Raw genomic sequence first — 23,121 nt, 5'->3', positions numbered from 1 at the left:
CGCCCGCTCAGAACAGCGCCAATTGTTCGCCCATCCGCACCGGGCGGGTGAATAGGTCGGTGCGCAGCTTCAGCCGCCTTGCATTGATGCCGAGCCGCGCAGCGGCCAGTTCGAAGCGCCGGCCGATCATCCAGGCATAGGGCCCGGTTCCCGACATGCGCAGGCCCCAGCGTGAATCATAGTCCTTGCCGTCGCGGCTCGAGCGCATCAGCGAGAAGACATGGTTCATGGCATCGGGGCGATGCTCGTTGAGCCAATCGCGCATCAGGCCGGAAATCTCCAGCGGCAGGCGCAGCATGACGTAACCTGCCTCGCGTGCGCCCGCCGCATGGGCCGCATCGAGGATGCGCTCGATTTCGGCATCGTTGATCTTGGGGATGATCGGCGCCACCATCACCGTCACGGGAATGCCGGCATCGGCCAGCTGGCGCATGGCCTTCAGGCGCAGGGACGGCGTCGCCGCGCGCGGTTCGAGCGAGCGCGAAAGCTTGGCGTCGAGGGTGGTCACCGACAAGGCGACTTTGACGAGACCGCGGCGGGCCAGGCGTGCGAGAATGTCGATGTCGCGCGTGATCAGGCCCGATTTGGTGACGATACCGACCGGATGGCTGGTTCTATCAAGGACCTCCAGAATGGAACGGGTGATGCCGCGCTGGCGCTCGATCGGCTGGTAGGGATCGGTGTTGGTGCCCATCGCGATGGTGCGCGGCTGGTAGTTCTTCGCCGACAATTCCTTTTCCAGCAGGGCAGCGGCATTCGGCTTGGCGAACAGTTTGGTCTCGAAGTCGAGCCCTGGCGAAAGGCCCATATGCGCATGGGTCGGCCTGGCGAAGCAATAGACGCAGCCATGCTCGCAACCGCGATAGGGGTTGATCGAGCGGTCGAAGGAGATGTCCGGCGAGTCGTTGAAGGTGATGATCTTGCGAGCCTGCTCCTGCTGGATCTCGGTGCGCAGGGTCGGCAGTTCCTCGATCGAGTTCCAGCCGTCATCCTCGATGAAGCGCGAGAGCCCCTCGAAGCGCCCGCTGGCATTGGAGCCGGCGCCGCGCCCCCGTCGCCGCTCGATGTCGACCACGGTCGTGCCCACCGGCACCGCATCGGTAAGAGAGACCTTGCTTATCGGCACGCCCATGGCCGCCTCCGCGAATCAAATTTCTCTGTTCTCATTAGAACAAAAAGAGAACATTTGGGCAAGGGAAACGAAAATGCCAATCATTTGAGCAGGATCGCGCATTCGCGCCCCTCACGCCGCGCGGTGGCGCGTGATATGCGGACGCTTGAGAAAAGTGACCGTTCCAGACGGACCAGACCTGCCATGATCAGTGTCGTCATTGCCGCAAACGGCCAGGAAGTCGCGCTGGCGGAAACGCTGGCTGCCCTCGTTCCGGCGGCGGCTGACGGTTTCGTGCGCGAGGTGGTGGTGGCGGAAGCCGGGCCGTCGCAGGGTACGCGGCTGGTGGCCGATGCGGTCGGTTGCGTCATCGTCGAGGGCGATGCCAGGGCCGGCCTCGAGGCTGCCCGCAGCGACTGGGTGCTGATGATGGCGCCAGGCGTCCGGCTGGAAAGCGATTGGTTCCGCGAAGCCGGCGCGATGATGCAGCGATTGCAAAGAGCCAGTGACCGGCCGGTTGCGATGTTGTTTCGGGGCGCGGTCGACGATTACGGCTGGCGGGCAAGGCTCCGCGAGATCGTGCTCAAGCTGTCGCGCGGGCGCAGGCGGAGGCAGGCCGTGCTGGCACCGCGCAAGGCGCTGCTGGCGGGCGAGCGCCTGGGAACCCACGCCTTGCGGGCACGCGCTTTTACGGGCGGGGTCGGGGCGGGGAGCTGAAATCTGGGATCGCAGGCTTCCAGCCTGCTCTTGAGCGGTTCGCGTTTCCAAGAGCAGGCTGGAAGCCTGCGATCCCAGAGGAATTATCGCCGCAGCGAAGCACCTTTCCCGTCGAAGACATGGCACAGCGCGGGGTCGGCGCGTAGCGGCACGGCTTCGCCATGGCGGACCCGCAACTGGCCGGGAGCCGAAATGGTCAGGTTCTCCCCGCCTGTCGTGGTTGCGTAGAGCACGGTTTCTCCGCCGAGATGCTCGACCAGATGGACCTTGACCTCCCCGAGCGCCTCGCCGGCCTCGCCGCCAACCAGGATATGCTCGGGGCGGACGCCGAAGGTGACCGGGGTCGCCGCATTGGCACCCGGCAGTGGCGTGCCAAGGCGTACGGTTTGGCCGGCGACCTCGACGGCGTCGCCGGTCCCGGAGAGGCGCCCGGTGAGAAAATTCATCTTGGGCGAGCCGATGAAGCCGGCCACGAACTGGTTGGCCGGAGCGTTGTAGAGGTCGAGCGGCGCGCCGACCTGCATCACCACGCCGTCGCGCAGCACCACGATCTTGTCGGCCATGGTCATCGCCTCGACCTGGTCATGGGTGACATAGATCATGGTGTTGCCGAGGTCCTGGTGCAGCTTGGCGATCTCCACGCGCATCTGCACGCGCAATTCAGCATCGAGATTGGAAAGCGGTTCGTCGAACAGGAAGATGCGCGGTTCGCGCACGATCGCCCGCCCGATGGCGACGCGCTGGCGCTGACCGCCGGACAGGGCCTTGGGGCGGCGCTGCAGATAATCCTCGATCTTGAGGATGCTGGCGGCATGACGCACCCGTTTCTCGATTTCGGCACGCTTGTAGCCGGCGGTTTCCAACCCGAAGGCCAGGTTCTTGTACACCGTCATGTGGGGATAGAGGGCATAGGACTGGAACACCATGGCGATGCCGCGGCGCGAAGCGGGGACGTTGTTCATGCGCTCGCCGTCGATGGTGAGGTCGCCGGCCGAAATCGGCTCGAGCCCGGCGATCATGCGCAGAAGGGTGGACTTGCCGCAGCCAGACGGACCGACGAACACCGTGAACTCGCCCGGTTCGATGACGAGATCCACGCCATGAATGACGTCCAGCGATCCGTAGCGCTTCACCACCTTGTCGAGCCTGATGCTGGTCGCCATGTCGTCCTCCTTACGGCCGCCAACCGCGATATTTCGGATGATCCGACCCGATCGGCAGGTTGACGTCGCTGCCGGTCTGCGCCGAGTGGTAGAAGGCGGTTGCCAGTTCCAGCGCCCGGCGTGCGTCATCGACCGTGACCGGCACTGGCCCGCGGCTGTGCAGGGCCTCGTGGAAGGCATCCATCTGCCCGAGGAAGCGGCGGCCGACCGGGGGTAGGTCGGCGACGAGATGCCTGATGGCAGCGGCTACGTCCTCATTGGCCGGCAGGATCGTCCAGGGCTCGTCGCCCGGCGAATAGGCCTCGCCGCCGCTCTCGAAGGTGACGTTCTCGAAGCACAGGCGCAGCCGGCTGATCTCGTTCTGCGAGCCCAGTGTGGCGCTGGCGGCCACCAGCGCGCCATTGGCCATTTCCCAGGAGGAAGAGACGCAGTCTTCCACCTCGATGGCGTTGACGCGGGTCGTCGCCCGCGCGAACAACCGCCGTACCGGCCCCATCAGATAGGTCATCATGTCGTGCTGGTGGATGGCGTGGGTCATCAGCACGCCGCCGAGCTCGGTCTCCCATTTGCCGCGCCAGTAGACGGCATAATAGTCCGGCGTGCGCTTCCAATGGGTTTCGACCGTGCCGAGATAGGGCTTGCCGGCCAGACCCGACTCGATGATGCGCCTGGCTTTCTGCACGCCCTCGCCGAAGCGATACTGGAAGATCGGCATCAGCATCTGCCCGCTCTGGGCCTGGGCATTGGCCAGGAGGTCGGCCTCGTGCAGCGACCCCACCAGCGGCTTTTCACAGACGACGTGCTTGCCCGCCGCCAGGGCCCGGCTGACCAGATCGAAATGGGTTGCGGGCGGCGTGGCGATGTCGATCACGTCTATGTCGTCGCGGGCAAGCAGTTCGTCGAAATGAAGGGTGCGGCTCTCGGCCGAGAATTCGTCGGCCACCGCATCGAGGCGTTCTTGGTTGCGGTCGCACACGGCGGCGAGGCGCCAGCGTTCGGCGCGCGGGGCATAGGCTTCGGCGATATGCGAGCGGCCGATGTTCAGCCCGACCACGGCGACGGATTTGATCTCGTCCATCACGCGGCCTCCTCGGCGCGCTGCTGGGCTTTGAGTGCGAGTTCCATCGCCTTGAAGCAACGGGCCTGCGGCATGGCCGTTTCGGTCCGCTCGAAGACATCGGCGATGAACTGCCGCCCGAAGGGAAGCTCGACCGAAGAACAATCGATATGCTGCATGCCGCTGTGGTCGGTGAGGAAGAGATGGTCTCCACCGGGGCGGCCGGCAACGTCGACATATTTGCGCAGCTCGATCGTGCCCCGCGTGCCGGTGATGAAGAGCCTCCCATCGCCCCACACCGGCAGGCCGTCCGGCGTGAACCAGTCGACGCGGATATAGCCGGTGACGCCCCCGGGCGTGCGCAGGTGGACATCGCCGACATCCTGCAGGCCGGGCTTGTCGGCATTGGCGCGATTGCCGACGGAGGCCGAGAGAATGTCGGCATCCTCCGCGTCGGTGAAGAACAGGAACTGCTCGAACTGGTGGGCGCCGATATCGACGAGGATGCCGCCATAGCGTTCGCGCTCGAAGAACCAGCCCGGCCGCTGCGGCTTGCGCAGGCGATGCGGGCCGAGCCCGGCTATGGTCACGACATCGCCGATGGCGCCGGAAGCCACCAGTTCGCCGGCCTTTACGGTGGCGGGAACCTCGAAATGCTCCGAATAGAGGATGGAGAGGATACGCTTGGTCTCGGCCTGGACCAGGCGCACGCTTTCGAGCTGGTCGAGGCTGGTCATGCCCGGCTTGTCGAGCAGCACGTCCTTGCCGTGGCGCATGGCCGTGATGGCGATGTCGGCCCGATCGCCCGGAATGGCGGCGCTGACGATGACGTCGATCGCGGGATCCTCATAGAGCCGCGCCGCCTCGGCGACATGCGGGATTTCCGGGTAGGCCGCGGCGAAGGCGGTCGCGAGATCCTCCTCGGCCGCGTGAAAGCCGCTGCAGACGGCGCCGGCCTGCCGGAGCGCACGGATCTGGCCATGGATATGGTCGTGATTGATGCCGATGACGGCGAATTTCAGAGGTCTCATATCAATTATCCGCAAAAAGTGTGCCGTCAGCGTTTCATGCCCGTGGTGGCGATGCCTTCGATCAGAAGGCGCTGGAAGAACAGGAAGACCAGGAAGATCGGGATCAGGGAGAGCACGGACATGGCGAACAGGGCTCCCCAATCGGAGGTGCCGCTGGCATCCACCAGAGACCTCAGGCCGAGCTGGACGGTGTAGGTGTGGATGTCGCCCAGATAGATCAGCGGCCCGAAGAAATCCTCCCAGGTCCAGATGAAGGAGAAGATCGCGGCGGTGGCGAGCACCGGGACGGAAAGCGGCAGCACGATCTTCCAATAGATGCGCCAGGCGCTGCAGCCATCCATCATCGCGGCCTCGTCGAGTTCGCGCGGCAGACCGCGGAAGAACTGCACCATCAGGAAGATGAAGAAGGCATCGACTGCGAGGAATTTCGGCACCACCAGCGGCAGCCAGGTGTTGACCCAGCCGATGTTCAGGAACAGCACATATTGGGGAATGAGGGTGACGTGATAGGGCAGCATCAGCGTGCCCAGCATCAGCGCGAACCAGAAGCTTTTGCCGAAGAACTGGAGCCGCGCAAAGGCATAGGCCGTCAGAGAGGCCGCCATGACATTGCCGGTGGTCGCCAGCACGGAAATGGCTAGCGAGTTGAGGAAGAAGGTGCCGAAGCTCACCTGCAGCCCGAACCAGCCGGTTTCATAGGCCCGGATCGAGACCTGGGAGGGGATCAGCGAGGTCTGGCCGCCGAAGATGTCGTCGGCCGGCCGCACCGAGCCCGCAAGCATCCAGAGCAGGGGATAGAGCATCACGAAGGAGGCGGCGATCAGGGCGGCGTGAATCAGGGCGGAGCGCAGGACCGATCGTTCCGGTGCGTGCAGGGCGGCGGCATCAGTCATCGTAATGCACCCAGTAGCGCGCGGTGAGGAAGGAGAAGGCGGTGAAGAAGGCGATGATCAGCACCAGGATCCAGGCCAGCGCCGAGGCATAGCCCATGCGAAAGAAGCCGAAGGCTTCCTGGTAGAGATAGAGCGTGTAGAACAGGGTCGAGTTGATCGGGCCGCCATTGCCTTCGGAGATGATGAAGGCGGGCGTGAAGGCCTTGAAGGCCTCGATGGTCTGGATGACGAAATTGAAGAACACCACCGGGGTGAGCAGCGGCAAGGTGATCTTGAAGAACTGCCGGGCCTTGGAGGCGCCGTCCAGGCTTGCGGCCTCGTACATGTCCTGCGGAATCTGGCGCAGGCCCGCTAGGAAGATGATCATGGGCGAGCCGAACTGCCAGACCGAGAGCGCCACCAGCGTGTAGAGCGAATAGCGTGGATTGGAGATCCAGCTCGGCCCATCGATGCCGACGAGCGCAAGCAGCGAATTGACGAGGCCGTCGGCGGCGAAGAGCTGGCGCCAGAGCACCGCGATCGCCACGGAGGCGCCGAGCAGCGAGGGTAGGTAGAAGATGGCGCGATAGAACGGCAATCCGCGAATGCCGCGATTGAAGGCCATGGCCAGGGCCAAGGCGAAGATCAGCTTGAGCGGCACCGACAGGAGGACGTAGGTGAAGGTGACCTTCATCGCCGCCGCGAATTTCGGATCGGCGGTGGCGATGCGCACATAATTGGCGGTGCCGACGAAGTGCGGGCTCTGCAGGAGATCGTAATCGGTGAAGGACAGATAGAGTGAGGCCAGGGCCGGCCCCAAGGTGAGGCCGAGGAAACCGAGCAGCCAGGGGGCGAGGAACAGATAGCCGGCGAGATTGCGGTGCAAGGCCTGCCGCAGGCGGCTTTCGGTGACCTCGCTGGGGCGGACCAGTGTCGTCGAGGCCATGGCGCTCAGCCCCGTTTGAGGATCGACTCGGCTTCTGTGAGGAACTGTTCGCCTCCCTGCTCCGGCGTCGACCCGAAGGCGACTTCCTGGCTGATGCGCTGCAGCACGAAGGAGATCTCGCCGGCTCCCTTGGGCGGGGAGGGGGGCAGGGCCCCGACATAGGGATCGAGCTTGCCGACGTAATCGACCATCTGCTTGCTGACGTCGTCGAGCGAGGCGGCCGCGAGGTCGCGCATGGCGGGCGAGGCGGGCACGCCGCGTTCCACGCCGAGGATCTTGACGCCGGCGGGATCATGCACGGTGAAGTTGGCAAGCTTGACGGTAAGCTCCGGCGCTTTGGCGTCCGAGGAGACCGACCACATCTGCGAAGGCTTGAGATAGTGGCCGGGCTTGCCGCCGGTCAGGACGGGATAGGCCGTAATCGACAGCTTGGCCTTGCTGAGCTGTTGGGCTCCGATGAACTGGTTGGAATGCAGGAAGCTGGCAGCGGCATAGCCGAGGGCCAGCGGCGAGGTCTCCAGCGTCAGCTTGTCGAGAGCCTGGATGTCGGCGGTGACGCAGCCGCCGGACTCGCGCAGGGTCCCCCACAACTTGAACCAGTCGGCCGCGTCCTTGGCATCGAAGGCCAGTGCCCCCTTGTCGTCGTAGAGCGCCTTGCCGCGCTGCCGCAGCCAGAGCTCGAAGGCCGGTTCGAGGCCGCTGGCGTCGACGGAGGCATAGAATTTCTTGCGCTTGTTGGCTTTGCCGAAGGCCTCGCATTTGCTCGCGAATTCCTCCCAGCTCGTCCCGAATTTCGGTGGCTCCACGCCCGTCTGCTGCCAGGCGGCCCCGTCAAGGGCCATGGCGGAGGAATTGACGCCGAGATTGATGCCGTAAAGCTTGCCGTCGACGCTGCAGGATCCCAGATTGGTCTTGCCGAAATCGGCGATGTCCAGAAGATTGCCCAGATATTGATCGAGCGGCACGATCGCGCCGCGGCGGGCATATTCGAACATATAGCGGTAATCCATCTGCACCAGGTCGGGCGCATTGCGTCCGGCGACCCGCGTGGCGAGACGGGGCCAATAGTCGCTCCATCCGGTGAATTCGGTCTTGGTGTCGATACCGGCATTCGCGGCCCGGAAGGCGTCCACGGCCTTGTTGGTGCGGTCGGCCCGCTCCTGCGAACCCCACCAGAATACCCTGAGCTGCTTGTCCTGCGCCCGGGCCGGGTTGCCCAGTATGGCGGAGGCGGCAAACCCGCAGCCTGCTCCGAGCAGGGCACGACGACTGACGAGATGGGCACTCATGGCTTCCCCCTTTTCCGGCCCGTTTGGCTGGTCGAAAGGCCGGTTCTTGCGCGTTCTTGTCTTTATACTCGTGCGTTTCGATATCGATATGACGTTACGTGACACTGCACACCGCGGCGGTAGGCGATGTCAGAGCTTGTAGGCCCGCTTGGCGAGATTGTAGGCGAGGTCGACGGCGATCTCGGCGGCCTCCTCCTCCTCGAGACGATGGTCGGCCACCAGGCGGGCAAGGCAGGCGCAGTCGACGCGACGGGCCATGTCGTGCCGTGCCGGGATGGAAAGATAGGCCCGGGTATCGTCGTTGAAGCCGACCGTGTTGTAGAAGCCCGCCGTCTCCGTCGCCAGTTCGCGGAAACGGCGCATGCCTTCCGGGCTGTCGAGGAACCACCAGGGCGGCCCGAGCCTGAGCGCCGGATAATGGCCCGCGAGGGGGGCGAGTTCGCGGCTGAAGGCCGTCTCGTCCAGGGTGAAGAGCACGAGGGTTAGGTCGGGCTCGTTGCCGACGGCGTCCAGGAGCGGCTTCAGCGCCTCGACATAGCCGGTTGGTCTGGGAATATCGGCGCCGACATCCGGGCCGAAACGGGTGAACAGCGCCGGATTGTGGTTGCGATGGGAGCCTGGATGGATCTGCATGGTGAGCCCGTCCATGAGGCTCATCCGTGCCATTTCGGTCAGCATCTGGGCCCGGAACAGCTCGGCATCCGCCGGCGTGGCGGGGCCGGCAAGCAGGCGGGCGAACAGCGCTGCAGCATCGGCCCTGTCGAGATTGGCCGTGCGGGGGCTGGGGTGGCCATGATCGGTCGAGGTCGCCCCCAGGGACTTGAAGAAGGCGCGCCGCTCGCGATGCGCCGTCAGATAACCGTCCCAGCTCGTCGGTTGCCCGGTCATGTCGAGGAGGCGGCGAACCTCGACTTGGAAATCGGCCCTGTCGGCATCGACGATCGCATCGGGGCGATAGGCCGGCAGGACGCGTCCCTTCCAGCCTGACGTGCGGATGGCCTGATGGGCTTTCAAGGCATCGGTGGCGGCGTCGGTTGTGGAAATCGCCTCGATGTTGAAGCGGTCATAGAGCGCGCGGGGGCGGAATTCAGGCCTTTCGAGGGCGGCGGCGATGTCGTCGTAAAGACGGTCGGCATTGGCCGGCGCCAGACGCTCGGTGATGCCGAAGCCGCTTTCCAGCGAATGCTCGAACCACAGGCGGCTCGGCGTCCCCCGGAAGAGATACCAGTGTTCGGCGAAAAGCCGCCAGATCTTGCGGCCGTCGGTTTCGACATCCGTCCCGTCCCGGCTGGGAATGCCGAGTGCCTCCAGCCGCACGCCCTGCGAGTAGAGCATGCGGGTGATGTAGTGATCCGGCTTGACGAACAGTGTGGCGGGGTCGGGGAACGGCGCGTCCTCGGCATACCAGCGTGGATCGGTATGGCCGTGCGGGGAGAGGATCGGCAGGCCTGCCACCTGCCCGTAGAGGCGGCGCGCGATGGCCCTGGCGTCCGGTTCGATCGGCAAAAGCCTGTCTGGATGAAGTGCCATGCGGGGCTCGGCCCTGTTCTGGTTGGCGTCTCCTCTTGACGTTGGCTTTAACACTAAGATACTAGTGTGTCAAAATCTGATCATCGTGATGCCGCAAGGCACATCGGGCCAGGGCCATGGAGAGCCAGGATACGAGCCATTCGCTGGAAATCCTGACGGCGCGAGGCAAGGCGGCGCAGTCCGGCGTTCGTCCGACACGGCCGCGCGTCACCACCGCAACCCTGATCTATGACGATCTGCGCGAGGCGATCCTCGGCATGCGCCTGGTGCCCGGCACGCCCTTGCAGGAAAAGGCACTGACCCAGCGCTTCGGCGTGAGCAAGACGCCGGTGCGCGAGGCCCTGATCCGCCTGGCCGAGGATGGCCTGGTCGACATCTTCCCGCAATCGGGAACCTTCGTGTCGCGCGTGCCGGTGGCTGCCATTCCCGAGGCGGTGGTGATCCGCCAGTCCCTGGAGGATACGGCGGTGCGGCGCCTGATCGAGATCGCCACGGTTGCCGACATCGCCAGCATCGATGCCATCCTGGCGCGCCAGCGCCTTCTGGCCGATCTTGGCGACAAGGATGCCTTCCACGAGGCGGACGAAGCCTTTCACCAGGTCATTGCCCAGATCGCCGGCTATCCCAGCATTCCGCGCCTGCTGCGCCAGATCAAGGTCCAGATGGACCGGGCACGGAGGCTGACCCTGCCGGTGGCGGGGCGCATGCATCAGGTCATCGCCGAGCACAGCTTCATCCGCGATGCCATCGCCCGCCGCGATGTCGAGGTGGCCAGCAAGGCCATGAAGGCGCATCTGAGCGCCGTGGTTCCCGACATCGACAGGCTGAGGGTGCAGTATCCCGATTATTTCGTCTGAGCGTCCTGGAGAAAGATCCCGTTCCCGGGCGCCGTCAACAGCCAAAACCGCATGAGGAAACGCTATGACGATGCAAGCGACGAGACATGAGGAGGGCGCCGAGCGGCATCGGGTGGCCCTGGTCGGCACCGGCCATCGCGGCGCGGGCATGTGGGGCAAGGAATTGCTGCAAGGCTGGCGGGACCGGGCCGAGTTCGTGGCGATCTGCGACATCAACGAGATGCGGGCCACGGCGGCGCGCACCGCGATCGGCACCAACGCGCCCGTCTATACCGATGTCGACGAGATGCTTGCGAGCGTGAAGCCGGAAATCGTGATCGTCTGCAGCCGTGACGACACCCATGACGAGATCATCGTCAAGGCACTGGAGGCGGGTTGCCGGGTGATTACCGAGAAGCCGATGACCACCACGCCGGAAAAGTGCCGCCGCATCCTCGAAGCCGAGGCGCGCACCGGCCGGCCCGTCGATGTGACCTTCAACTACCGCTTCGCGCCGACGGCCGCCCGCATCAAGCAATTGCTGCGCGAGGAGGCGGTGGGTACCGTGACCTCGGTCGACTTCCATTGGTATCTCGACACCCAGCATGGTGCCGACTATTTCCGGCGCTGGCACGCCAAGGAGGCCCATTCGGGCAGCCTGTTCGTGCACAAGGCCACCCATCATTTCGACCTGCTCAACTGGTATCTGGACTCGGTGCCGCGCGAGGTCTCGGCCTTCGGTACCCAGCGCAATTACGGCCGCAACGGGCCGTTCCGCGGCGAACGCTGCCAGACCTGCAGCCATGCCCAGGATTGCGATTTCTATTTCGACATGAGCAAGGATCCCTGGCTGACCATGCTCTATGAGGACCCGTCGAGCGAGGACGGCTATGTGCGAGACGGCTGCGTTTATCGTGAGGACATCGACATCGCCGACACCATGACGGCGATGCTGCGCTTCGAGAACGAGGTGATCGTGTCCTATTCCCTCAATACCTTCATGCCGATCGAGGGCTACCACCTGGCCTTCAACGGGACCAAGGGACGCATCGAGGTCCGCCAATATGAGCGACAGGCCTTCGAGACACCCGACCATGACGAGATTCTGCTGATGCGCAATTTCGGCGATGTCGAGCGTATCAGCGTGCCGCATGCCGGCGGCGGGCATTTCGGCGGTGACGACCGCCTGCGCGACATGCTGCTGCGCCCCGGCATGACCGATCCGCTCGGCCAGCGTGCCGGCGCACTGGCAGGCGCGATGTCGATGCTGTGCGGGGCGGCGGCTGTTGCCAGCATGAAATCGGGGCGTCCGGTCAGGCTGGCCGAACTCGGCGGCCTGCCGGCCTGAAGGGGGGCTGCGACCCCTCATCCCCCTGCCGGGACCTCTAGCCAACTCAAGTGAGTTGGCGACCCCCGCAAGGGGAGAAGGGGCCATTTTGAAAGGCGCTGAGCTAACCCGATCCCTTCTCCCCCTGCGGGAGAAGGTGGCGCGAAGCGCCGGCTGAGGGGTCGTGATGTCCTATCCGAACGTCGCGATCCGTCAAAGGCTTGTCCAGCCGAACCGCGCCCCAATTCCCTCAGATATTGCCGGAGGTGTCGCAGGAGCGGATCTGGCCGCTCTTCAGGCCGGTGACGAACCAGCGCTGGCGCTGGGCCGCCGTGCCATGGGTGAAGCTGTCAGGCACGACATAGCCCTGCATCTTCTTCTGCAGCATGTCGTCGCCGATGGCCTGCGCCGTCTGCAGCGCGCCTTCGATGTCGCCCTGCTCGATGAACTTGAAATCCTGCTGGGTGCGGTTGGCCCAAACGCCGGCCAGGCAATCGGCCTGCAGTTCCTGGCGCACCGAGGCGCCGCCGGCACCGGCGCCACCTTCGCGCAGCAGGCCGAGTTCGTCCTGCACGTGGTGGCCGACTTCATGCGCGATCACATAGGCCTGCGCGAAAGCGCAGGCACCCTGGCCCGCCGGGCAGGCATTAAAGCGGTTGCGCATCTCGTCGAAGAAGGCGGTGTCGAGATAGACCTTCTTGTCGTTCGGGCAATAGAAGGGACCCATCGCCGATTGGGCCGTGCCGCAGGCCGATCGTGTCACGCCGCTGAACAACACCAGCTCGGTCGGCTGGTAGCTTCTGCCTTTGACCTGTTCCTGAAACAGCTTGGTCCAGGTATCCTCGGTCGAACCCAGGATCTTGCGCACGAAGGTGCCCGAAGCGTCGGTGGCTCCACCTGTCTGGCTGGAGGGACGCGGCTGCTGTTGTTCCTGGATCTGCGGCTCACCGCCGCCACTGAGGCCCTGCAGGGCATTGAAGGCCGCTTCGGGGCCAACGAGGAAATAGAGCGCGGCCACGATCACCAGGCCGCCCAGGCCGATGCCGCCTCGTCCGCCCGGGAAACCACCGCCGCCGCCGCCACCGCCGCCGAAACCACCGCCTTCACCGCGACGATCGTCGACATTGTCGGAAGCGCGCATATCGTCGAGTTTCATCGCCCTGTCTCCTGCTCCCCGAATGCCGGCCGTCCATCGCTGTGAGGGCCGGCATGGTGATTTCAACTGCTCAAGCCATACCCAATAAATATGTCTTCGCAAAGCCCGTTACAGGGGCTCTAGCCGGTGCTTACGTAGGGAAATACAGTTTTACCAAAATGCGTCATGATTGCCCTCTCCCCATCTTCAAGGGAGAGGGGCTGCGTCCTCGTGTGCATTCAGGGGGCGTCTTGCTCGAGTGCCGCGCGGATGGCGCGGAAATCACGCCAGGCCAGGCGTTTTTGCATCGGCTGGCGCAACAGATAGGCCGGATGCAGCGTGGCGATCGCCCGGATACGCTTGCCGCCCAGATCGTAGTCCAGCCAGCGGCCGCGCAGTTTCAGGATACCGTCGGTAACGCCGAGCAGCGCCTGGGCGCTGCGGGCGCCGAGGCAGACCAGGACCTTGGGCGCGACCAGTTCGATCTGCCTTTCGATGAAGGGACGGCAGATCGTGGTCTCCTGCGGGGTCGGATCGCGATTGCCGGGCGGGCGCCAGGGCACGACATTGGCGATATAGGCCTTGGTGCGGTCGAGCCCGATGGCGGTGAGCATGCGGTCGAGCAACTGGCCGGAGCGGCCGACGAAGGGCTTGCCTTGGATGTCCTCGTCGCGTCCCGGCGCTTCGCCCACGAACATCACCTCGGCGTCGGGCGCGCCATCGGCAAAGACGAGACGGTTCGCCGTGGCCTTGAGGGCGCAGCCGTCGAAGCGCTCGAGCAGGTCCCGCAATTCGTCCAGCGTGCGGGCACTGCGTGCCTGTTCGCGGGCCGCCAGTTCCACCGCGTCCGGCGAGGTGGTCAACATGGAAGGGGCGGGGGAGGCCATGCGGGGCTGAGCCGTGGCGGTGGGCGTCCGACGTGCCGGTTCCGGTTCGGGAAGGGCGCGCGCGGGGGAGGCAGGCGGCAGGGCGCTTTCGGCGAAACGGTCGACGGGCTCGTCGCCGATCGCAATGTCCACGCCCATGTCGGCATACCATTGCAGCAGCGCGACGATCTGTTCGGGGGGCATTGGCGAGGACATCATGGCGCGAGGATAGAGCAATCCTTCCATGGTTGGAACAGGCTGGCGCGCTCTGTTAACTCCCCATCAAGGTTAATGCATCATCAATGAACTCATCGGCCAGGCAGACAATCTCGATACTGCCCACGAATGGGCAGTATCGAGATTGTCTGCAGATGTTTGAAATCTTGCAGGTTCTCCATGATCACGCCACGGGCGCGATCATGGAGAACCTGCATAGGCCGTGTTGGTTGAACCTGTGAGCCTCGTCCATGCTGCTGCGCCGGCCCGTCATCATCGCCCTTCTGCTCTGCGCTGGCGCCACCAGCACGATGATGTATCGCCGCTCGACCGCCGTGCAGGCGAGCCCGGCCGTTGCCGCCAGCATGCATGGCGCCCTGCAGGGCGGTGTGGGTGTGCTGGGTGCACGTCGCGCTTCGGTGATGCGGGCCGGGCTGTTCGCGATGCCGCAGCTCAGCCTTGCCGATATCGGTTCGGCGCCGCAGACGGCCTTCGGAGACGGCTTCACGCTGCGGGCCATGCCCGCCAGCCTGACGCTGACGCCGAGCCGAAGCGATTTCATGCCTCTTCCCGACGATGTCGGTCCGCCCAGCGCGCCGATCCGGGATGCCACCAAGAAAGGCATGACGATCTGGCCCGAGGTGATCCGGACCGCCAAGGGTGATCGCCGGCCAGACCGGGGTGCCGGAGAGAATGTTGCCTATATGGCATTGGGCGATCCGCATGTGCTGATGCCCAAGGTCGGTGCCAGGCCGATGGGGCGCCTGTCGCGCAAGCTCCAGCCGCCCGAGACCGCCGAAGGCCTGCAGCAATTCCAGCCGTCCCGGCTCAGCGCCATCGTCGTCACCAAGCTTGCCGAGCGGCTCTCGATTGCCGACGCCGAGCTCGGCGGACATGACGGAGCCGTGCCTCTCGATCATTCGCTGGCCCCGGCTGGCGGCATGTCGCCGGCGGCCAGCCGCCCCGACCTTGCCAGCCTGACCAGCAGCACCACCCGTGCCGACGAGGCGCTGCCGGTCGAACTCGCCATGGCCGAGCCGGGTGCTCTGCAGCCGGTAGTGGCTCTGGCGAACGTGCAGCCGGTGATGACGCCGGACGATGCCCAGACCATGCCCGAAATCGGCAGTGACGAGGGCTTGACCGATGCACAGAAGAAATCGCGCATCGCCGGCCTGCCCGGGCTGGACGATGGCAAGGCCCGCCCGCTCGACTTGCCGCCGGCCGCGTTCACCAAGGCACAGACATGCCTGGCGACGGCGATCTATTTCGAGGCGCGCGGCGAGAGCCGGGAAGGGCAGGTGGCCGTCGCCCAGGTCATCATCAACCGCCTGCGCTCCCCCTTCTATCCCAAGAATGTCTGCGACGTGGTCTATCAGGGCGCCAGCAACAAGCGCTATGGCGGTTGCCAGTTTTCCTTCGCCTGCGATCTCGTCGCTGACAAGGTGACCGAGAAGGAGCCCTGGGAACAGGCCCTGGTCCTCGCCGAGCGGGTGATGAACGCCAAGGACTGGATCCCCGAAGTCGGCAACGCCACGCATTATCACGCCAATTATGTCCGTCCGCGCTGGGTGCGCGACATGCGCGAGAAGGACAAAATCGGCAAGCACATCTTCTATCGCGTCAAATGGTGGGCGTGACTGGCAAGTCTCCCGGAGAGGACATCCACAGCTCCTGTATCCGGCGGGATACCCAAGATCCGGATTCCCGCGTATGGCTGGCATCGAAGTTGCGTTTGTGGACGGCATGATTATCGCATCGTCGATGCGAGCGTCGTGAAGCAAACGGAAGCTTACCGGTGCGGCAATTGTTGCTGCTGCATTGGCGCGCTACGCTTGTCGTGACGGCAAAGACCTTGTCCACAATCAAAGCAGCTTCGATTGCCGGGCCGATCGTCGGCGATCATAACCTGACTCCGCGCGGAGCCCGCGCTGTAATGACCTGCCACGGGTGAGCATGTCCGAAGAAAGCGCCTTCCTCCTCATCGGCCTGCTGGTGCTCGCCTTTCCGGTGCTGGCGATCGTCGCCTTTGTGATGACACTCGGCCTCAGGCGCAGGGTGCAGGAGCTGGAGGAAAGGGTTCGCCAGCTGGCGGGCCAGCGCTCGATGACGGTTGACGCCGCCAGGGCGGTTACGTCGGCGGTGGCGGAAGAGAAAAAGGCCGCGGAACCCGTGCGGGAAGCGGTTGCGCCGGTTCCCGCTGCCGTGCCTGTCGAGAAGTCACCGGCCGTCGAGCCGGCGCCAGCCAGGCCGGAGCCGGTGCCGGCAGTTTCCGCGCAGACCGCGCGCCGACAGGCACCCGACAAGCCCAAAGTCAGCCTGGAGGAGAAGCTCGGAACGCGCTGGGCCGTCTGGGTCGGCGGATTGGCGCTGGCACTCGGCGGTGCCTTCCTCGTGCGATATGCCATCGAGGAGGAACTCCTCGGTCCTGGCGCGCGCATCCTGGCCGGCCTCGTCTTCTCGCTGGCGCTCATCGCCGGCGGCGAATATCTGAGGCGCCGGCCCGTGGCGCCTACGACGGCGCAGGCGGCCTATATTCCCGGCGTGGTCACGGCCGCGGGCACGGTGGCCCTCTTCGCCACCGTCTATGCCGCCTATGCACTCTATGATTTCCTCAGCCCGGCCCAGGCTTTCGTGCTGCTCGGCCTGGTCGGCATCGCCACCATGTATGCGGCAGCGCTGCATGGCCCCTGGCTTGCAGGGCTTGGCCTTGTCGGCGCCTATGGCGCTCCGCTGCTGGTTTCCTCGAACCAGCCCAATCCCTGGGCTCTTGCCCTCTATGTCGTGGTGGTGACGGCGGCCGCCTTCATGCTGGCGCGCATTCGGCTCTGGCGCTGGCTCGCCATCGCCGCTGGTATCGGTGCCTTCTGCTATGGCTTCGTCCTGGGCAGCATCATGGGCGAGGACACCGGCGCCATGGTGTTCTACATCCTTGCCTTGTCGGCCTTGGTCGGCGCGGTGCTGATCTATGAGCCTCATCACGGCAAGACCTATCAACGCTTCGACCCCATCGGCCTTGGTGCGGTCGGGGGCCTTGCGGTCCTGGCCGTCTCCTTCGCCGGCGCCGATGTGTTCGGGCATGCCTCGCTTGCCACGCTGCTGATCGTGATGGCGCTGGCGCTGGCGGCCGCGCTCGCCTTCGATGCACTCGCCCCGGCGGCGGGGATCGCCGGCCTGGCGGGCCTGGCCTGCCTGTGGATCTGGCCGATCGGTGGGCAGATCGCTGCCGAGCCGCTGGTGGTGGTGCCGGGGCATCTCTATCTGCCCTTCCTGATGCCGGATGCGCTCCAGGCCTATCTTGAGATCGCGATCATTCCGGCTGCCGTGCTGCTGCTGGCCACCACGATCAGCCTGATGCGCCATCCCAGGCCGCAATGGCCGGCATTGGCGCTGGCGCTGGCGGGGACGGGAACCCCGATCTTCGCGCTGGCCATCGCCTATCTGCGCATCGAGAGCCTGCGCGCCAGCCTGCCCTTCGGGGCGGTGGCAGCCGGGCTGGCGGTGCTTTTTGCCGCGACGACCGAGCGTTTCCTGCGGCTGGAGAGGCAGGCGGTGCAGGATGGGACACCGGGGGCGGGTTCCTCCCTCCATGCCGTCGCGAGCGCTTCGGCAGTGGCGCTGACGCTCACCTTCCTGATTGCCGATTCCCCGCTCACACTGGCTTTCGGCCTGTCGGCACTCGGCGCGGCCTGGGTCTCGACCCTGCGGCCGCTGCCGGCCCTGCGCTGGTGCGCTGCCGGATTCGTCCTGCTGGTGCTGGCGCGCATGGGAGGAGCCTGGACCTTGGCCGGTGCCAGCCTCGAACGCTTCCCGGATTGGCAGGATATCGTGTTGCGCTATGCCGTGCCGGCGGCGGCGTTCTATTATGGCGGCATTCTCCTGCGCCGGCGCAAGATCGATATTCCCGCCGCGATCCTCGATCTCGGCGCCATTCTGCTGGCCTGCGTGGCGGTGGTCTTTGCCATCCGCCTCGGCCTGCGCGGCGCCGAGGAAGCCGCTCATCCCGGCATGTCCCTCGCCGAGGCCGGGCTCTACACGGCGCTCGCCTTTGCCGCCTCGATGGCGTTGATCTATCGCTCCGGGGCGACAACCAGCGCGGTCTACCGGGCAGCGGCGCCGATCAGCGTCATCATCGCGCTCTGCCTGACAGTCTCGGGGCCGCTGATCACCGCCAATCCCGCGGTCAGCGGCGAGATGATCGGCGGCGGTGCCCTGTTCAACGCGTTGCTGCCGGGCTACGCCCTGCCGGCCCTGCTGGCGGGGACAGCGGCGCTGTTCTGGCACTGGTATGGCCGCGGCGCCGGCAAGAACGAACCGAAGAATCTGGGCATGGAGAACGCCCCCTTCGCCCTGCTAAGCGGGATCTGTGCCTTCGCGCTCGGCTTCGTCTATGTCACGCTGGAAGTGCGCAAGATCTTTGCCGACGGTGTGCCCGATTTCGCCTCGATCTCCTCTGCCGAGAACTGGGGCTATACCATCGCCTGGCTGATTTACGGCCTGGCGCTGCTTGCCCTCGGTATCTGGGCAAAGGCGCGGGCCATCCGCCTGGGCTCGGCCATCGTGATCATGCTGGCTGTCGCCAAGGCCTTCCTGTTCGACATGTCGGAGCTGGAGGGGATCTGGCGCGCCTTGTCCTTCATGGGGCTCGGCGTTGCCCTGATCGGCATCGGCCTCGTCTATCAGCGCCTGTTGTTCGGACCCAAAATCGGGTCCGGACAGGAACCGCGGCAATAGCAGTGAATGGCTGAAATCGAGCCCTGTCCCGACAGCGTCCTGCAGCGTCTCAGGCCGGAAATCGTCCTGTTGAACTTTGCCGCGAACCGGCTCGACCGACAGCCACAAAACCATGGCAGGCTGGTCGACGACATCTGGCTCGACCGGACGCAGGGCAACCCGCCGTCCGGAGAGGTCGCCCGGTTTGAGGCCGCGCATGAGGCAAGGCGCGCGGCCTGGATGGCCGATCCCGCCTTCGTTACGGCCGTCCGGCGGCTGCAGGGCGCTGGCGTGGATTGGGCGTTCGGCCATGAAAGCGATGTCAGCGGTGAGTTCTCGCTGCTGCGCCTGCGCATCGCCGCCGATGATCTCGGCGCTTTGGAAGCGCTGGCCGCCGAGGATGCGGGGTATGCCACGCCCCAAGCGCGAGCTTCGGCCGCCGAACGCTTCCGCATCTTCATGCTGCGCAACTACCACCCTGATTGGCGGCGCAATCGCGAGCTCTATGCCGATGTGGGCGGCTCGCCTTATGCGGCCCCGGCAAGCCGGCCGCGCGAAACCTGAAGGCAGAGGCACTCCGTCGCGGAGGCCGCACATTCCGTGTCATCGGGCCGTCATCGGCCTGCGCCATGGTCGCCGCTATCGAGCTGTCCGTTCCTCGACGGCATTGCGATGTTTGACCTTCCTTTGGCCTGGCTCGACGCCGGGCCTCTTTTTTGGCGGGCTGCCGAGCGGCGCTTTCCTGTCGATACGCCCTACAACTGCAAAGCGAAAGGCACGCCTTCGAAGCAATCTTCGCCGCGGCCGATGGCGTCGATGGCGGCCAGCATGCGGCCATTGCGGCCGAGCCGCACATCCGCCAGGGCCACGATGCGGCGGTTGGGGGTAGCCGTCGGCGACAGCCGGCGGATGGTCTGCGCCAGCGCATGCTCGTCGAGCGTCGGGTTGAGGGCGCAGGCGACCGTGAAGGCCGCTGCCGTCGAACGGCTGACCCCGGCATAGCAATGCACCACCAGCGGCGTCGCTTGGTCCCAGGCCCGGGCAAAGGCGAGTAGCTGGGAAAGATGGTCCTCGCCAGGCAGGATCTGCCCTTCTTCCGCGAGCTCGACGATATCATTCATGCTCAGGAAAAGGTGGCGGTCTTCCTCGACCGTATCAGGCCGGATCACCTTGGTGCCGGCATTGATCAGGGTCAGGATCTGGCGGGCGCCCGTGGTGGCGACGGTGGCTTCGAGGCGGGAGAGCGAACAGACATTGATTTGCATGGCGGTTACCGGAAGAGCTGGGCGAAACGGTCGAGAAAGGCCTGCTGGGCCTCGGCTGCTGGCAGGGGCACCAGCCGTGCCTGGTCCATCGGCCGGGGCAGGGGGTGTGGATCGCCGAAGATACGGCAGGATTCCTCGATGCCGAAGCCGGCAAGCTGCGTCGCTTCGAGGAAGGCTGCCACGGTGTCGGCCTTCTTGGTCAACGCCTTGATCGCCGGCGGAGGAACGGCCGGCAGGCCGAAGCGCAGATGGATGGCACCGAGCAGGCGGGCCTCCACGCTTTTATAGCTTTCGCCGATTACCGCCTTGAAGGGTGAGATCATGTCGCCGATGACATATTCGGGGGCATCGTGCAGCAGCACCATCAATCGCACGGTATCGGGCTGGGCAGGCTCCATCGCATCGAGCACGTCGAGCACGAGTACGCTGTGCTGGGCCACCGAGAAGATGGCGTCGCCGCGGGTCTGGCCGTTCCAGCGCGCGACCCGGGCCAGGCCATGGGCGATATCCTCGATCTCTATGTCGAGCGGGGAGGGGTCGAGTAAATCGAGCCGTCGCCCCGACAGCATGCGTTGCCAGGCCCGGTGAGGAGCGGCTTTCTTCATGCGTGCCATGGTCACCCCGGATGTCCCGCCTTGCCGAGCTCGGCGCATTCGGCATGGCGGAAGCAGTCGACGAGGTGATCGTTGACCATGCCGACCGCCTGCATGAAGGCGTAGACGATGGTCGGTCCGACGAATTTGAAACCCCGCGCCTTCAGGTCCTTGGAGATCTTCTGCGACAGCGCCGTCTCCGCGGGGACGTCGCCATGGGCGCGCGGCGTGTTCTGCAGGGGGCGCCCGTCGAGGAAATCCCATAGATAGCGGGAGAAGCCCTGGTGTTCCTCGATTTCCAGCCAGAGCCGGGCACCGATGATGGTGCCTTCCACCTTGGCGCGGTTGCGCACGATACCGGGATCGGCCATCAGGGCCTCGACCTTGTCCGGCCCGTAAAGCGCGATCTTGGCCGGTTCGAAATCGTCGAATACCTTGCGGAAATGCTCGCGCTTGCGCAGGATGGTGATCCAGGACAGTCCCGCCTGGAAGCCGTCGAGGATGAGCTTTTCATAGAGGGCGCGGCCGTCATATTCCGGCACCCCCCATTCCTCGTCGTGATAGGCGATGTAGAAGGGGTCCAGCCCCGGCCAGGGACAACGGTACTTGCCGTCGTCGTGCAGAATGACTGTGCGTTCCATGCCGCCTTCTTGCCATGGCGAAAGCCGACTCGGGAAGAGGGAAGAACATTTCGTGATCGAGCCGGGGGTGAAATGCCTTCTCCCACAAGGAGAGAGGGCTCTCCGAGCCCTTCCTTGCCAGGGCGGCAAAGGCCCCTATATTAGTTCGATCGTCATCGAATTTTGTCGTGCCCTTTTCATGATCCCGATTTCAGTCCTCGACCTTTCGCCCATCGCTGTTGGCAGCAATGCCGGACAGGCTCTCCACAATTCGCGGGACCTCGCGCGCCATGTCGAGCGGCTCGGCTATAACAGGCTGTGGCTGGCCGAGCATCACAACATGCCGGGCATTGCCAGCGCCGCCACGGCAGTGGCGCTTGCCCATGTCGCCTCCGGCACATCCACAATCCGCCTGGGAGCCGGCGGCATCATGCTGCCCAACCATGCGCCGTTGATGGTGGCCGAGGCCTTCGGCACGCTGGCGGCCCTGCATCCCGGGCGCATCGATCTCGGGGTGGGCAGGGCTCCGGGCACCGACCAGATCACCGCGCAGGCGCTACGCCGCAATCTCAACGCCGAGATCGATGCCTTTCCGCGGGACGTCATCGAACTGATGAACTATTTCAAGCCGGCAAGCACTGACCAGCGTGTGCAGGCCGTTCCGGGGGCGGGGCTTGAGGTGCCGGTCTGGATCCTCGGCTCCAGCCTGTTCGGAGCGCAACTCGCCGCCATGCTCGGCCTGCCTTTCGCGTTCGCTTCGCATTTTGCGGCGGCCGATCTCGAAGGGGCGATCGCCATCTATCGCGGCCGCTTCGAGCCCTCCGAATATCTCGACAAGCCTTATGTCATGCTGGGCATGAACGTGGTCGCCGCCGACACCGACGAGGAGGCTCACTTCCTCCAGAGTTCGCGGCTGCAGGCCTTCGTCAGCCTGCGCACCGGGCGGCCGGGCCTGATCCAGCCGCCGGTCGAGAATTACGAGGAGACCCTCGATGCCATCGGCCGGGCGACGCTGCAGCATATGAACCATGCCTCGGTGGTGGGCTCGCCGGCGACCGTCAAGGCGGGCATCGAGGCATTCGTCGAGCGCACCGGCGCCGACGAGATCATCGCCACCAACATGATCTTCGACCATGAGAAGACCAAGCGTTCCTATGAGATCCTTGCCGAGCAGCTGATCGCCGCGCCGGCTCAGGTCAGCGTGTCGTAGAGGCCGAGGGCCCAGCCGATCTCGGCGACCAGCGCGATGATGGCGAAGGCGAGCTGGAAGCGCTGGTTCGAGACGATGATCGCAGCCGCACTGGTGACGACGAAGAAGGCGATGCGCACCCAATATTCCGGGCCGAGCGATTGGACATAGTCGCCGCCCTTGATGAGGGTGTCGATGATGTCGAGAAAGAAGGTGCCGATCAGGATGCCGAAGAACCATTTCCGGCGCGACATGAAATAGTCCTCGAAACCCTTGTATTCATACATGGTGTCCGGAAAGAGCATCGTGCACATGAAGAAGAACACGCTCGCATAGAAGGCGACGAAGCCATAGAGCGGGAAGGTCCACTGCACATTGACCAGATGGAATTCCCACCACCAGAACGAGATGACGTGCAGCAGCATGAAGAAGGTCCACGCCAGGTGGACGCTATAGATCTTGTGCTGGCGCGGATGCTGGACGAAGCGGGCAAGGCCGGTGAGCAGTCGCCCCATGCTGAGACCGACGATGATGCTGATCACCGTGCGGACATGGCTGAGGACGGTGGGGTCGAAGGCGTGGGGCTGGTTCACGGAGGCATCCTCGCGCTTGAGGGCGGCAGCATGCCATTGCAACCACGACGCCCGG

At 65.1% G+C, this 23,121-nt stretch carries 21 protein-coding genes; 7 read left to right on the top strand and 14 right to left on the bottom strand.

Annotation, left to right across the window (positions count from 1 at the left end; all coding sequences use genetic code 11):
- Window positions 1–7 precede the first annotated feature (7 nt).
- Window positions 8–1,132, bottom strand: coding sequence for a PA0069 family radical SAM protein (locus tag U1R88_RS25445; protein WP_322433766.1), 1,125 nt, complete (start codon window positions 1,130–1,132; stop codon window positions 8–10).
- A gap of 183 nt (window positions 1,133–1,315) precedes the next feature.
- Between U1R88_RS25445 and U1R88_RS25440 the strand changes: the two genes are divergently transcribed.
- Entirely contained in the window at window positions 1,316–1,828 is a 513-nt protein-coding gene (locus U1R88_RS25440) for a glycosyltransferase family protein (RefSeq protein WP_322433765.1), read from the top strand.
- Window positions 1,829–1,911: 83 nt separating this feature from the next.
- Here U1R88_RS25440 and U1R88_RS25435 read toward each other — a convergent pair whose 3' ends face one another.
- The 7 genes from U1R88_RS25435 to uxaC form a co-directional block, all read right to left on the bottom strand.
- On the bottom strand, window positions 1,912–2,991 hold the full coding sequence (locus U1R88_RS25435) for an ABC transporter ATP-binding protein (protein ID WP_322433764.1): 1,080 nt from the start codon (window positions 2,989–2,991) through the stop codon (window positions 1,912–1,914).
- Window positions 2,992–3,001: 10 nt separating this feature from the next.
- Window positions 3,002–4,069, bottom strand: a complete 1,068-nt coding sequence (locus U1R88_RS25430) for a Gfo/Idh/MocA family protein (protein WP_322433763.1) — start codon at window positions 4,067–4,069, stop codon at window positions 3,002–3,004.
- A complete protein-coding gene (locus U1R88_RS25425) occupies window positions 4,069–5,079 on the bottom strand; it encodes a Gfo/Idh/MocA family protein (protein WP_322433762.1) in 1,011 nt (336 codons plus the stop codon). Before U1R88_RS25425 ends, U1R88_RS25430 begins: the two co-directional genes overlap by 1 nt.
- 26 nt (window positions 5,080–5,105) lie before the next feature.
- Entirely contained in the window at window positions 5,106–5,972 is an 867-nt protein-coding gene (locus U1R88_RS25420) for a carbohydrate ABC transporter permease (RefSeq protein WP_322433761.1), read from the bottom strand.
- Window positions 5,965–6,897, bottom strand: a complete 933-nt coding sequence (locus tag U1R88_RS25415; protein WP_322433760.1) for a carbohydrate ABC transporter permease — start codon at window positions 6,895–6,897, stop codon at window positions 5,965–5,967. Before U1R88_RS25415 ends, U1R88_RS25420 begins: the two co-directional genes overlap by 8 nt.
- Window positions 6,898–6,902: 5 nt before the next feature.
- Entirely contained in the window at window positions 6,903–8,186 is a 1,284-nt protein-coding gene (locus tag U1R88_RS25410; RefSeq protein WP_322433759.1) for an ABC transporter substrate-binding protein, read from the bottom strand.
- 129 nt (window positions 8,187–8,315) lie between these two features.
- Window positions 8,316–9,716, bottom strand: coding sequence for a glucuronate isomerase (gene uxaC, locus U1R88_RS25405; RefSeq protein WP_322433758.1), 1,401 nt, complete (start codon window positions 9,714–9,716; stop codon window positions 8,316–8,318).
- A gap of 116 nt (window positions 9,717–9,832) precedes the next feature.
- Between uxaC and U1R88_RS25400 the strand changes: the two genes are divergently transcribed.
- Complete coding sequence (locus U1R88_RS25400) at window positions 9,833–10,573, top strand: GntR family transcriptional regulator (protein WP_322433757.1); 741 nt, start codon at window positions 9,833–9,835, stop codon at window positions 10,571–10,573.
- Window positions 10,574–10,637: 64 nt separating this feature from the next.
- The gene (locus U1R88_RS25395) at window positions 10,638–11,900 is read left to right on the top strand and encodes a Gfo/Idh/MocA family protein (protein WP_322433756.1); all 1,263 of its coding nucleotides are present in this window, start codon (window positions 10,638–10,640) and stop codon (window positions 11,898–11,900) included.
- 229 nt (window positions 11,901–12,129) lie between these two features.
- Here the strand turns inward: U1R88_RS25395 and ypfJ are convergent, their stop codons facing one another.
- Window positions 12,130–13,035, bottom strand: a complete 906-nt coding sequence (gene ypfJ, locus U1R88_RS25390) for a KPN_02809 family neutral zinc metallopeptidase (protein ID WP_322433755.1) — start codon at window positions 13,033–13,035, stop codon at window positions 12,130–12,132.
- A gap of 218 nt (window positions 13,036–13,253) precedes the next feature.
- Window positions 13,254–14,084 (bottom strand): uracil-DNA glycosylase, encoded by an 831-nt coding sequence (locus U1R88_RS25385; RefSeq protein ID WP_322433754.1) that lies wholly within the window; start codon window positions 14,082–14,084, stop codon window positions 13,254–13,256.
- A 263-nt stretch (window positions 14,085–14,347) separates the two neighbouring features.
- Here U1R88_RS25385 and U1R88_RS25380 point away from each other — a divergent pair, with 263 nt between their 5' ends.
- The 3 genes from U1R88_RS25380 (at window position 14,348) to U1R88_RS25370 (ending at window position 19,370) form a co-directional block, all read left to right on the top strand.
- Entirely contained in the window at window positions 14,348–15,733 is a 1,386-nt protein-coding gene (locus U1R88_RS25380; RefSeq protein ID WP_322433753.1) for a cell wall hydrolase, read from the top strand.
- Window positions 15,734–16,049: 316 nt separating this feature from the next.
- Window positions 16,050–18,827 carry a DUF2339 domain-containing protein gene (locus tag U1R88_RS25375; protein WP_322433752.1) on the top strand — a complete coding sequence of 926 codons (2,778 nt, stop codon included), beginning with the start codon at window positions 16,050–16,052 and terminating at the stop codon, window positions 18,825–18,827.
- 6 nt (window positions 18,828–18,833) lie between these two features.
- On the top strand, window positions 18,834–19,370 hold the full coding sequence (locus tag U1R88_RS25370) for a hypothetical protein (protein WP_322433751.1): 537 nt from the start codon (window positions 18,834–18,836) through the stop codon (window positions 19,368–19,370).
- 191 nt (window positions 19,371–19,561) lie between these two features.
- Here U1R88_RS25370 and U1R88_RS25365 read toward each other — a convergent pair whose 3' ends face one another.
- The 3 genes from U1R88_RS25365 to U1R88_RS25355 are packed head-to-tail and all read right to left on the bottom strand — an operon-like array spanning window position 19,562 to window position 21,305.
- On the bottom strand, window positions 19,562–20,071 hold the full coding sequence (locus U1R88_RS25365) for a tyrosine phosphatase family protein (RefSeq protein WP_322433750.1): 510 nt from the start codon (window positions 20,069–20,071) through the stop codon (window positions 19,562–19,564).
- A 5-nt stretch (window positions 20,072–20,076) separates the two neighbouring features.
- On the bottom strand, window positions 20,077–20,685 hold the full coding sequence (locus tag U1R88_RS25360) for an HD family hydrolase (protein WP_322433782.1): 609 nt from the start codon (window positions 20,683–20,685) through the stop codon (window positions 20,077–20,079).
- A 2-nt stretch (window positions 20,686–20,687) separates the two neighbouring features.
- The gene (locus tag U1R88_RS25355; protein WP_322433749.1) at window positions 20,688–21,305 is read right to left on the bottom strand and encodes a DNA-3-methyladenine glycosylase I; all 618 of its coding nucleotides are present in this window, start codon (window positions 21,303–21,305) and stop codon (window positions 20,688–20,690) included.
- A 178-nt stretch (window positions 21,306–21,483) separates the two neighbouring features.
- Here U1R88_RS25355 and U1R88_RS25350 point away from each other — a divergent pair, with 178 nt between their 5' ends.
- Complete coding sequence (locus U1R88_RS25350; RefSeq protein WP_322433748.1) at window positions 21,484–22,494, top strand: LLM class flavin-dependent oxidoreductase; 1,011 nt, start codon at window positions 21,484–21,486, stop codon at window positions 22,492–22,494.
- Here U1R88_RS25350 and U1R88_RS25345 read toward each other — a convergent pair.
- Window positions 22,476–23,066, bottom strand: a complete 591-nt coding sequence (locus U1R88_RS25345; protein WP_322433747.1) for a hypothetical protein — start codon at window positions 23,064–23,066, stop codon at window positions 22,476–22,478. The two genes, U1R88_RS25350 and U1R88_RS25345, sit on opposite strands and share 19 nt — an antisense overlap.
- Between the last annotated feature and the right edge of the window lie 55 nt (window positions 23,067–23,121).

This window comes from Labrys sedimenti (genome assembly GCF_034424805.1).
In the GTDB taxonomy this organism is placed as follows: Bacteria; Pseudomonadota; Alphaproteobacteria; order Rhizobiales; family Labraceae; genus Labrys; species Labrys sedimenti.
Note: the sequence above shows the minus strand (reverse complement) of the source record. Positions and strands in the feature narration are given on the sequence as shown.